12 protein-coding genes are annotated in these 10,442 nt (G+C 68.9%); 4 read left to right on the forward strand and 8 right to left on the reverse strand.

Features of this window, described 5'->3' with window-relative positions; translation table 11 throughout:
• Positions 1-187: 187 nt before the first annotated feature.
• From ABZX37_RS48575 to ABZX37_RS48585, 3 genes are all read right to left on the reverse strand, one after another.
• Positions 188-898, reverse strand: coding sequence for an LPXTG cell wall anchor domain-containing protein (locus tag ABZX37_RS48575; protein ID WP_354751133.1), 711 nt, complete (start codon positions 896-898; stop codon positions 188-190).
• 277 nt (positions 899-1,175) lie between these two features.
• On the reverse strand, positions 1,176-2,720 hold the full coding sequence (locus ABZX37_RS48580) for an amino acid permease (protein ID WP_354751134.1): 1,545 nt from the start codon (positions 2,718-2,720) through the stop codon (positions 1,176-1,178).
• Between the two features lie 78 nt (positions 2,721-2,798).
• Positions 2,799-3,713, reverse strand: coding sequence for a cation diffusion facilitator family transporter (locus ABZX37_RS48585; protein WP_354751135.1), 915 nt, complete (start codon positions 3,711-3,713; stop codon positions 2,799-2,801).
• Positions 3,714-3,880: 167 nt separating this feature from the next.
• Here ABZX37_RS48585 and ABZX37_RS48590 point away from each other — a divergent pair, with 167 nt between their 5' ends.
• The 3 genes from ABZX37_RS48590 to ABZX37_RS48600 are packed head-to-tail and all read left to right on the forward strand — an operon-like array spanning position 3,881 to position 5,022.
• Positions 3,881-4,399 carry a helix-turn-helix transcriptional regulator gene (locus tag ABZX37_RS48590; RefSeq protein ID WP_354751136.1) on the forward strand — a complete coding sequence of 173 codons (519 nt, stop codon included), beginning with the start codon at positions 3,881-3,883 and terminating at the stop codon, positions 4,397-4,399.
• Positions 4,396-4,620, forward strand: coding sequence for a nucleotidyl transferase AbiEii/AbiGii toxin family protein (locus tag ABZX37_RS48595; protein WP_354751137.1), 225 nt, complete (start codon positions 4,396-4,398; stop codon positions 4,618-4,620). Before ABZX37_RS48590 ends, ABZX37_RS48595 begins: the two co-directional genes overlap by 4 nt.
• Before the next feature lie 39 nt (positions 4,621-4,659).
• Positions 4,660-5,022 (forward strand): nucleotidyl transferase AbiEii/AbiGii toxin family protein, encoded by a 363-nt coding sequence (locus ABZX37_RS48600; RefSeq protein WP_354751138.1) that lies wholly within the window; start codon positions 4,660-4,662, stop codon positions 5,020-5,022.
• A gap of 15 nt (positions 5,023-5,037) precedes the next feature.
• Here the strand turns inward: ABZX37_RS48600 and manA are convergent, their stop codons facing one another.
• From manA to ABZX37_RS48625, 5 genes are all read right to left on the reverse strand, one after another.
• Positions 5,038-6,270, reverse strand: a complete 1,233-nt coding sequence (gene manA, locus ABZX37_RS48605; RefSeq protein WP_354751141.1) for a mannose-6-phosphate isomerase, class I — start codon at positions 6,268-6,270, stop codon at positions 5,038-5,040.
• A gap of 82 nt (positions 6,271-6,352) precedes the next feature.
• Positions 6,353-7,438 (reverse strand): hypothetical protein, encoded by a 1,086-nt coding sequence (locus ABZX37_RS48610; RefSeq protein ID WP_354751139.1) that lies wholly within the window; start codon positions 7,436-7,438, stop codon positions 6,353-6,355.
• A gap of 2 nt (positions 7,439-7,440) precedes the next feature.
• Positions 7,441-7,656 carry a Trm112 family protein gene (locus ABZX37_RS48615; protein ID WP_344286243.1) on the reverse strand — a complete coding sequence of 72 codons (216 nt, stop codon included), beginning with the start codon at positions 7,654-7,656 and terminating at the stop codon, positions 7,441-7,443.
• A 68-nt stretch (positions 7,657-7,724) separates the two neighbouring features.
• Complete coding sequence (locus ABZX37_RS48620) at positions 7,725-9,080, reverse strand: phosphomannomutase/phosphoglucomutase (protein ID WP_354751140.1); 1,356 nt, start codon at positions 9,078-9,080, stop codon at positions 7,725-7,727.
• 75 nt (positions 9,081-9,155) lie between these two features.
• On the reverse strand, positions 9,156-9,509 hold the full coding sequence (locus ABZX37_RS48625; RefSeq protein ID WP_116206536.1) for a DUF3499 domain-containing protein: 354 nt from the start codon (positions 9,507-9,509) through the stop codon (positions 9,156-9,158).
• 115 nt (positions 9,510-9,624) lie between these two features.
• Between ABZX37_RS48625 and ABZX37_RS48630 the strand changes: the two genes are divergently transcribed.
• Complete coding sequence (locus ABZX37_RS48630; protein ID WP_182890259.1) at positions 9,625-10,053, forward strand: metallopeptidase family protein; 429 nt, start codon at positions 9,625-9,627, stop codon at positions 10,051-10,053.
• Positions 10,054-10,442 lie beyond the last annotated feature (389 nt).

Genomic DNA, 10,442 nt, shown 5'->3' on the forward strand with positions numbered 1-10,442 from the left:
TCTTCCCCTCCACCACGCTCTTCCTATCTATACTAAGCCATAAATGGGGCGGGCGGGTGCTTGTCAAGGCATCTTTCCCGCCTTGACAAGCACCCGCCGTCCGTCATCACAATCAGCTTCGGGGTGCCCTCTCAACAAACCGAGGCAATGTCGCCGTCAGGCGACGAGCCAAGAGACCCCGCAAAAATCAATTAGTCCCGCGACGACGCAACTTCAACAGCACGAGCAACGCGCCACCGCCAACAATCAACACCCCGGCAATCCAAAACAGCCAAGCGTTGTCGAACCCAGTGTTGGCCAGCCCGCCACCGGTCCCGTTCTGATTCCCAGCAGGAACCGCGGCCGGAGCGCTAGTCGTGGTCGGAGCGGCAGAAACACTGGACGGCACCGAAGTCGGCGCGGCAGTGGGAGCGGAAGAAGTCGGCTTGGCCGGCGAGGTGGTAGGCGTCTCGGAAACCGGCGGCTTAGTCGGCGCAGTCTTCGTCCCGCACACAAACCACTGGTCGATCTTCGGCTGCGACCGGTCGTAGTTATACGGCGCGACAAGATCCTTCCAAGGAGCCACCTTGGGCAGTTTCTTCTTCCCCGGCACGTAAACGGAGTGCCCGTCATTGCCACCCACGACGACGATCGCCTCGACCGTAACGCCCTCAGCGGTCTCCGTGATCGTCAGCGTCTTCTCGCCGACACCGCCGGTGAACTTCACGTCGCCCTGGTCGAGTTTGCTGCCGCTGACCCCCTCGACCTTGCTGCAATCAGTGATCTTCGTACCCGGAACCGGGTGTCCGCGGTCGTCGCCGGTGGTGCAGGCGGACGCCGCCGTCGCCGAGCCGAGCAGGGCGAGCCCGGCGACCGCGGCAACGGCGAACCCGGCGCGAAGTTTGGTGGGGATGGGCATGGAGTTACTCCTCGAAGGAAAATCCGAACGGGGGACAGCACATGCGAAAACCACGACCCTCCGTAGGAACCCCGACCACTGTTCGCGCGAATTACCCGCTAGTGATTAACCCGTCAGAGGGAGACGACGCGGAGAGTATCGCACCCGCAGTTGCCCGATCACCCTGGGTTCGAGTCGCCGTCCGAACCGAAATCCGCGAGTTGCGCGCCTGTGACCACGCACGCGAAACGGCCCGCCGCCCACACTGGGCGACGGGCCGCTGAGCAGCGAAAACAGGTCAGTCTGCGACTGGCGGCGCGGATTCGGAGACCGCTCCGCCCTGCTCCACCCCCGACTGCCGCTTCCCGAGCAGCGAATGCCGCCGGCTGTAGGCGAAGTAGATGACCACGCCGATCACCATCCAGACGACGAACCGCAGCCAGGTCAGCACGGTCAGGTTCAGCATCAGCCACAGGCACGCCAGGATCGCCAGCGGCGCGATGACCCACACGGCGGGCACGCGGAAGGCGCGCGTCAGGTCCGGACGGGTCTTGCGCAGCACCAGCACGCCCGCGGACACGAGGATGAACGCGAACAGCGTGCCGACGTTGACCATTTCCTCGAGCTTGTCGGCCGGGAAGAACGTCGCGCCCGCCGCGACCAGTACGCCGACCACGATCGTCGCGCGCTTCGGCGTTCCGCGGTCGCTCGTCTTGGCCAGCGAACGCGGCATGAGGCCGTCGCGGGACATCGCGAAGATGATCCGCACCTGGCCGAGCATCAGGACCATGACGACGGTGGTCAGACCGGCCAGCGCGCCGACGGAGATGATGTTCGCGGCCCAGTCGACGCCGTTCGCGGAGAACGCGGTGGCGAGCGTCTTGTGACTGCCGTCGCCCGCCGACGTCGAAAGGTTGGTGTAGGGCGTCATGCCGACCACCACGAGCGACACCGCGACGTACAGGACGGTCACGATCGCCAGCGAGCCGAAAATGCCGCGCGGCACGGCCCGCTGCGGGTTGCGGGTCTCCTCCGCGGTGGTCGCGACGATGTCGAACCCGATGAACGCGAAGAACACGATCGACGCGCCGGCCAGCAGCCCGAAGATGCCGAACGTGCTGCTGCCGCCGCCCGCGATGAGCGAGAACAGCGACTGGTCGACACCGCTCGACCCGGACCCGGCGGGCTTGCCCTCGGGGACGAACGGCGTGTAGTTGCTCGACTTGATGTAGAAGATGCCGAGGATGACCACGAACAGCACGACGGCGACCTTGATGCCGGTGATCACCATCGAGAACCGCGACGACAGCTTCGTGCCGAGCACCAGCAGCGTCACCAACGCGGCGACGACGATGAACGCGCCCCAGTCGATGCCGAAACCGCCGCCGAGATCTATCGACGTTTTGGTGCCCTTGCCGAAGATGTACTCCAGCACCGTCTGCAGGTAAGACGACCAGCCCTTGGCCACCGCGGCGGCGCCGACGGCCAGTTCCAGGATCAGGTCCCAGCCGATGATCCACGCCATGAACTCGCCGAAAGTGGCGTAGGAGAACGTGTACGCGCTGCCCGCGACCGGGACGGTGGAAGCGAATTCGGCGTAGCACAGCGCGGCGAGCGCGCAGGCGATCGCGGCGATGACGAACGCGACGGACACCGACGGCCCGGCGAAGTCGCCCGCCGTGCGCGCGGTGAGCGTGAAGATGCCGGCGCCGATGACCACCGCGACGCCGAAGACCGTGAGGTCCCAGGCGCTCAGGTTCCTGCGGAGTTTCGTCTCCGGTTCATCGGTGTCCGAAATGGACTGCTCGATTGACTTGGTGCGCCACAACCCAGTGCCGGGCAACGTTGACCTCCTGCGGTGACCTTCGTGGGGACCGGGCGCCACCCTAGCGTGTCAGTTGGGCGCCAGCTGTCCGGACAGTCAGCGCGTCTCGCGGTCGAGGTCGGGCTCCAGGTAAATCAGGGTCGCGACGGGGACTTTCGCGCGTACCCGGGCCTCGGCGTCGTCGATCGCGGTGGCGATCGCGGCGGTGTCGAGACCGGGCACGAGCGCGAGCTTCGCGGCGACGAGGAGTTCGTCCGGGCCGAGGTACTGGGTGCGGATGTGGATGACCCGCTCGACCTTGCCCGCGGCCAGTTCGTCCACGATGGTCGCGAGATCGGTGTCGGTCGCGCCCTCGCCGATCAGCAGGCTCTTCATCTCGATGATCAGGATGACCGCGATGACGCCGAGCAGCGCGCCGATGAAGACCGTGCCGATGCCGTCGAAAACGGGGTTGCCGGTCAGCACCGACAATCCGACGCCGAGCAAGGCGAACACGAGGCCGAGCAGCGCGCCGGAGTCCTCCAGCAGCACGACCGGCAACTCGGGTTCCTTGGCCTGGCGGATGAACCGCCACCAGCTCACGTTGCCCTTGATCTTGCGCGATTCGCCCATCGCGGTGAGGAAGCTGTAGCCCTCGAGGCAGATCGCGACGAGGAGAATGACCACCGCGACCACCGGCGTATCCAGCGGCTGCGGCTCGATGATCTTGTGAATGCCCTCGTACAGCGCGAACGCCGCGCCGAGCGTGAAGAGCATGAGCGCGACGATGAACGAGTAGAAGTACCGCTCCCGGCCGAACCCGAACGGATGCTCCCGGGTGGCGCGCCGCTTGGAGGTCTTCTGCCCGAGCAGCAGCAACCCCTGGTTCGACGTGTCGGCCAGCGAGTGCACCGCTTCCGCCAGCATCGACGACGACCCGGTGACCAGGAAGCCGACGAACTTGGCCACCGCGATCCCGGCATTGGCGGCGAGCGCCGCGATGATCGCCTTGGTTCCCCCGCCAGCTGACACTTCCCGCTCCCCTGCTCCGCGCCCGAATTGCCCGGTGGGAGCCTAGAGCAGCCTTGGCGGCGGGAAGCGCTGGGCTGCCGCCCGGCTTGCTTGTCTTCGCAAAGGTATCCGATCAGATACCTTTGCTCTGGTATCCTTTCGGATACATACCAGATTCGAGGACGACGATGCACACAGCTGAACTCCTGACGACGGCGCGCAAAGCTGCGGACCTGAGCCAGCAAGAGCTGGCTGAGCGAGCAGGCACATCGCGTCCGACCCTGTCCGCGTACGAGAGGGGCCGGAAGTCGCCCACGCTGGACACCGTCACCCGCCTGCTCGCCGGGGCTGGCTTCACACTCACCCTCGAACCTCAGCTCCTCTTCCACGAACTCACTGCCAACGGCCGATCGATTTCGGTGCCCACGAGCCTCCCCCGGCCGCCCCTTGAGAAAGCTTTCGCGACGGTCGTCCTGCCGATCGAACTCAATTGGTCGGAACCGGAACGTCGCTTCGACCTCCGCTCGCGCGCGGACCGAGCCCGGGTCTACGAGATCGTGCTGCGGGAAGGCACCGGCGACCACATCGCGGAGTACGTCGACGGCGCGCTGCTGATCGACCTGTGGGAGGAGTTGGTCCTCCCCCGGAACGTCCGAGCCGCCTGGGCTCCGCTCATCGACAGCGTCCGGCCAGTGGCAGCAACGTGACCGCGCCGGAAGGACTGACCGCATTCCAGGTGGCCGTCGCACGACTCTTCTTCGAGCTCGCGCAGAGCGACGGGTTCCTGCTCGCTGGGGGCGCGGCCCTGCTCGCACAACAGTTGACTACCCGGCCAACACAGGATCTCGACTTCTTCGCCAGCCCCGGACGTGGAGATATACCGGCCGCCCGGAACGCTTTGGAATCCGCCGCGAAAGCTCGTGGCTGACAGGTCGCCAGGATCCGCGACAGCGCCACCTTCTGCCGCGTGGTCGTGCGCGGACCGGAGAACCTGCTTGTTGATCTTGCGCTCGACGCGGCACCCAATCTCCCGCCGACGCTGACCTTTCTGGGTCCGACCTTCGACCGGGAAGAACTCGCGGGGCGAAAGGTGGTCGCACTCTTCGACCGCGCCGAAGCGCGCGACTTCACCGACGTGTACGCACTATCCGCCACCTACCCGAAGGACTTGCTGCTAACTCGCGCAGCCGAGCAGGACCCGGGCTTCGACACCGCGGTGTTCAGAGAGATGCTCGCCTCGCTGTCCCGTTTCGGAGACGGGACTTGCCGATCACGCTCGCCGAGGTCCCCGCACTGCGTCGTTTCTTCGCAGCCTGGTCCGCCGAGCTGAACGCCTAACGCCAGCTCACAACTCGCAAGTCCCAGCAGTAGCCCGGAACAGCTGCGTCCGCACCCCGGCCAACGGCCGCACCCGAACAGCCGGATCGGCGGCAGGCAGCCACACCGACTGCCCCCGCTGCAGCTCTACCTGCTCCCCATCCGAAGCGACCACCAGAAGATCCCCCTCGGTGCACAGCAAGATCTGCGGCCCAGACGAGTCGACCTCCAACTCGGCACTGTCCCCAGCCGCCCATTCGACCCGCGACAGCTCGAATTCCGGGGCGTCCGTGTGGTAAACCGCCATGCGCTGTCCGGCGCATTCTCCGTGCTGCACCGGCATTTCCCCGCACGCGAAGTCGACCACGCGCAGCAGCTCCGGCACGTCCACGTGCTTCGGCGTGAGCCCGCAACGCAGGATGTTGTCCGAGTTCGCCAGGATCTCCACCGCGGTGCCGTGCAGGTACAGGTGCAGGTTGCCGGCGGGCAGGTAGATCGCCTCGCCGGTGCGCAGGGTCAGGCGGTTGAGCAGCAGCGCGGCGAGCACGCCGGCGTCGCGCGGGTGGGTCTCGCCGAGTTCCAGGATCGTGCGGCATTCGGTCGCGAACTCGCCGTGGTCCTGGACGTGCCGGACGCACGCGTCGAGCACCTCCGGCAGCAGTTCGTCCAGCGCGGACTGCGGCAGGGTGATCCAGGTGGTGAACAGAGCCCGCAGGCCCGCCGGGTCCGGTTGGGCTTCCAGCAGGCCGGTGTACTTGCCCAAGCCGGGCGTCTCGATCGCCTTCAGCAGCTTGACCGTGCGGTTCGGGTCGCGGAATCCGGCCAGCGCGTGGAACTCCGTCAGCGCGCAGACCAGCTCCGGCTTCGCCGTCGGGTCCGGGTAGTTCCGGTTCGAGGCGTCGCGCGGGATGCCCAGCTTCTCCTCGCGCGCGTGGCCTTCGGCGGCCTGCGCCGCGGACGGGTGCGCCTGCATCGACAGCGGTTCTTCCGCGGCGAGGATCTTCAGCAGGAACGGCAGCCGGTTGCCCCAGCGCCGCGCGCAGTCCTCGCCCAGCTGGCCGACCGGATCGGCGTCGACGAGTTCGAGCAGGCTCAGTTCGGCGCCGTCCGGGCCGAGCACGTGCGACGGGTCCCCCGGGTGCGCTCCCATCCACAGCTCGGCTTCGGGGTGCGGCGCCGGCACCGGACGGCCCTGCAGCTGCGGGATGGCCGTTCGCGATCCCCAGGCGTAGGGCCGTACGGCGTTGCGCAACAGCTCCACTGTCAACTCCCAATCCTTCCCGTCGGCACTGGGCCGACGCACGCGGCGGCGGAACCGCCTGCCCGCGTTCCCCCCTGCTCCCTCAGGCGGAGGCCGGTTCGTATCTCCCGGCCCCGCCGATGCTGCCCGCCGCCAGCCCCAGGTACACCGCGGCCAGCTCGAACCGCAGCGCCAGCACCGCGGCGCGGACGATCTCGTCTGCCTCGATCTCCTCGGCGGGCACGATCAGGTCCGCACCCGGCAGGAACTCCTCGGCTTGGTACCGGGCCGCCTCGGTGGCCGGACCGGTCCGCACCGACAGCAGCAGCACCCGCGTCGCAACTCCACCAGGAGAGTCGTCCGGGTCGGCGAAAATGTCTCGCTCCACGCCGCCTGATTGCGCGACCCGGCGCAAAGCCGGGCGGGCGAGCGCCTGCCGGTAGTCCTCGACGTCGCACACCAGGGCGGCGTGCGCGGCGAACGCGTGCGCCGCGTGCTCGCCGACCGCCACCGCGACCGGGTCGAGCCCCCACAGCAGCGGCACCCGGTCCGCGACCCGCAGCGCGAGCGCCTTCGCCGGGTTGGCGAACGACTCGCGTGCCAGGTAATCCTTCTCCGCTTCGAGGTCCAGCTGGTCGGCGAGCGCCTGCACGTCCGCGACCAGCAGGCCGAGCGCGTTCGCGGTGAGCAGCCCGGCGGCCAGCCCGCGCGGGAACGCCAGCTCCGGCGGCACCGGCACGCGCGGCGCGAGCAGCACGCCCTTGCCCGCCACCGACGCCGCGACCGGCCCGTCCGCGGGCGAGGACAGCACCACCGACGCGCCGAACCGGGCGGCGCGCTCCAGCGAAGCGGCCAGCTCGCGGTCGCCCGCGTCGTCGGTGTGCGCGAACACCACGTCCAGCGCGCCGATCCAGGCCGGTACCGATTCGGCCACCACAACCGGCACCGGGCACGACGGCGTGAGCAGCGCGGCCAGCAGCCGGGTGAGCGTGCGGCTCACCCCCGGCCGGTCGATGAGCACGAGCGAACGCGGACGCCCGACGTCCAGCCGGTCGCTCAGCTCCAGTTCGGCCGCCGCCTCGGCGGTGGCCCGCACCTGCGCGCCCGCCATCGCGGCGGCACGCAGCAACCCCGTGCGGTCGGCGTCGGCCAGCCGCGCGGAGTCGTCGAGCAGGGAATCGTCAAGCATGGTCAAGCACTGTCGCCGTGGTCGGCCGAGCCGGGCAGCGTCGCCTCGTCGAGCAACAGCACCGGGATCCCGTCGCGCACCGGGTACACCCGGCCGCATTCCGTGCAGGTCAGCGCGTCCGCCTCGGCGTCGTCCGGCGTTCCGGGACGCAGCGGAGCGTGATCCGGCGACGGGCACGCGAGGATCTCCAGCAGCTGGGCGTCAAGCGTGATGGCCATAGTTCCTCCATACCACGCGTCGTTGGGGTGTTGAGGGCGCCTTCCGGACACAATCCGGCGCCAGCGGGTCAGGCCCGGACAAGGGCGAGCACCTCGGCGGTGAGCGCCTCGACCGCGGCGCGGTCGGCGGCCTCCACGTTGAGCCGCAGCAGCGGTTCGGTGTTGGAGGGGCGCAGGTTGAACCACGCGCCGCCGGGCAGCTGCACGGTGAGCCCGTCCAGCTCGTCGATCTCGACCCCGGACTTGCCCGCGTACGCGTCCTTCACCGCGAGCATCCGCGCGACCTGGTCGCCGACCGTCGAGTTGATCTCGCCGGACGCCGCGTAGCGCGAGAAGTCCTGGGTGAGCGCCGACAGCGGGCCGTTCTGCTCGCCCAGCGCGGCGAGGACGTGCAGCGCGGCCAGCATGCCGGTGTCGGCGCGCCAGAAGTCGCGGAAGTAGTAGTGCGCGGAGTGCTCGCCGCCGAAAATCGCCCCGGTGCGGGCCATCTCGGCCTTGATGAAGGAGTGCCCGACGCGCGTGCGCACCGGCTTGCCGCCGTGCTCGGAAACGATCTCCGGCACGCCCTTCGACGTGATCAGGTTGTGGATGACCGTCCCGCCCGGCTCCTTCGCCAGCTCGCGCACCGCGACCAGCGCGGTGATCGCGCTCGGCGAAACCGGCTCGCCGCGCTCGTCGACGACGAAGCAGCGGTCCGCGTCGCCGTCGAACGCCAGCCCGGCGTCCGCGCCGACCTCGCGCACCTTGGCCTGCAGGTCGACGATGTTGGCCGGGTCGAGCGGGTTGGCCTCGTGGTTCGGGAAGGTGCCGTCGAGCTCGAAGTACATCGGCACGACGTCGATCGGCAGCCCGTCGAACACCGTCGGGACGGTGTGCCCGCCCATGCCGTTGCCCGCGTCGACGACGACCTTGAGCGGCCGCGACCCCGACAGGTCGACGAGGTTGCGCAGGTAGGCGGCGTAGTCGCTGAGGACATCGCGCTCGGAGACGGTGCCGCGCTGGCCGTCGAAGGCGGGGACGCCCTGCTCGACGGTGTCGCGGATCTCGGCGAGGCCGGTGTCCTGCCCGACCGGGGAAGCTCCGGCGCGGCACATCTTGATGCCGTTGTACTTCGCGGGGTTGTGGCTGGCGGTGAACATCGCGCCGGGCAGGTTGAGCGAGCCGGAGGCGAAGTAGAGCTGGTCGGTGCTGGCCAGGCCGATCGACACCACGTCGAGGCCCTGGGAGGTGACCCCGTCGGCGAACGCCGCGGCCAGGTCCGGCGAAGAGTCGCGCATGTCGTGGCCGATCACCACGGCCGGCGCCTCAGGCTTGATGAGCAGCGCGAACGCGGCCCCGAAGTCCCGGACGAGGGCGGCGTCCAGCTGCTCGCCGACCACGCCGCGAATGTCGTAGGCCTTCACGATGCCCGAAAGGTCTGGCACGCCTTCTCCCCGCCGCTAGTTCCGTGGCGACGCCAGTCGCGCCGCGGGCGAAAGCCTACCGGGCGGGAGGACGGCTCAGGCGCGCCCCGGGAGGACGCGCAGATGGCCGCGCCTGCCGGAGGGGCCTTCCGGCTCGGGCTGCGCCGCGGGGACGTCGGAGCGACCGGCCTCGCGAACCGCCTCGGCCAGCGCGGTCAGCTCGTCGGCGGACTGCTCCGGTGCGGCGAAGGCACCCTCGTGGCGGACGACTTCCCAGCCCTTCGGGACGGTCAGCCGCAGCGCGTGGGCCTCGCACAGGTCGTAAGAATGCGGTTCGGAAGCGGTGGCCAGCGGCCCGACGACCGCGGTCGAGTCCTGGTAGGCATACGTGAGCGTGGCGACAGCGGGTTCGAGGCAACCCGTTCGCGAACATTTCCGTACGCTCCGCACGATCCGAAACGATAGCGCGTCGCCGCAAGCGAGTACCGGCGACACGCGCGTTCCCCTGGCGACCGCATAGACTTGGACGGTGGCGACGGCTCGTGACTACCGACAACGGCAGCGAATGCGAAGGGACCGGCACGGCCGGGGCCTGCGCGGGACGCTTTATCCAGCGTCCCTGCCCGCAGCAGCGAGCCGCGCGGAGCGCTTCGACGCACTGGTGCTGGACGCCCTGGAGCCCATCGAGGCCCGCTGGCGGCACGAACTGACAAAACTGGACGTCGCGGTAGACGACGTCCCAGAAGTCCGCATGGACGGCCGGGCCCCCGCGGACGGCGTACTGCACGACGGCGCAGTCCCCCTATCGCGCCTGGTCCCAGCCGGTGTCGACCGGACCGGCCTCCCCACCCGGGCCAGGATCGTCCTGTACCGACGCCCCCTGGAAGCCCGCGCCAAGGACCCGTCCGAACTGGCGGATCTAGTCCACGACGTCCTAGTCGAGCAGGTCGCAGGCTACCTAGGCGTAGAACCAGACGTCATCGAAGGCGACTGACCCTGGCCCCCGTACGTGAGGGCCACCCTCACGTACTCAGATTCCCTCAGGGTTCCCCTCACGACCTTCCTTCCTCACGCCGCGCCGCGCCACGCCGTGAGGGGCTCCTTCACGGAATCAGATTCCCTCAAGGAGCCCTTCACGGACCGCCCCGCCCTGCCGCTCGCCGGGATGTGCCCCAATGCGGCATTGGTTGCGTCAGATGCACCCAATGCCACATTGGGGCGCTAGCCACAGCCACCACGAACCGCAGCCGACGCGCCCAACCAGCGAGGCACCCAGACCCTCCCCCGCACCCCGATACGAAGCCTTCTCTGCGGTTCGGGGGTGCTTGTCAAGGCATCTTTCCCGCCTTGACAAGCACCCCCGAACCGTCAGCACAATCAAGC

It is taken from the genome of Amycolatopsis sp. NPDC004079 (assembly GCF_040610415.1).
GTDB lineage: Bacteria > Actinomycetota > Actinomycetes > Mycobacteriales > Pseudonocardiaceae > Amycolatopsis > Amycolatopsis halotolerans.

Bases quoted from the DNA above. Each gene is read 5' to 3' on its own strand.
- ABZX37_RS48615 (WP_344286243.1), bottom strand. From the start codon at position 7,656: ATGGCCATCACGCTTGACGCCCAGCTGCTGGAGATCCTCGCGTGCCCG.
- ABZX37_RS48630 (WP_182890259.1), top strand. From the start codon at position 9,625: ATGCGAAGGGACCGGCACGGCCGGGGCCTGCGCGGGACGCTTTATCCA.
- ABZX37_RS48590 (WP_354751136.1), top strand. From the start codon at position 3,881: ATGCACACAGCTGAACTCCTGACGACGGCGCGCAAAGCTGCGGACCTG.
- ABZX37_RS48610 (WP_354751139.1), bottom strand. From the start codon at position 7,438: ATGCTTGACGATTCCCTGCTCGACGACTCCGCGCGGCTGGCCGACGCC.
- ABZX37_RS48575 (WP_354751133.1), bottom strand. From the start codon at position 898: ATGCCCATCCCCACCAAACTTCGCGCCGGGTTCGCCGTTGCCGCGGTC.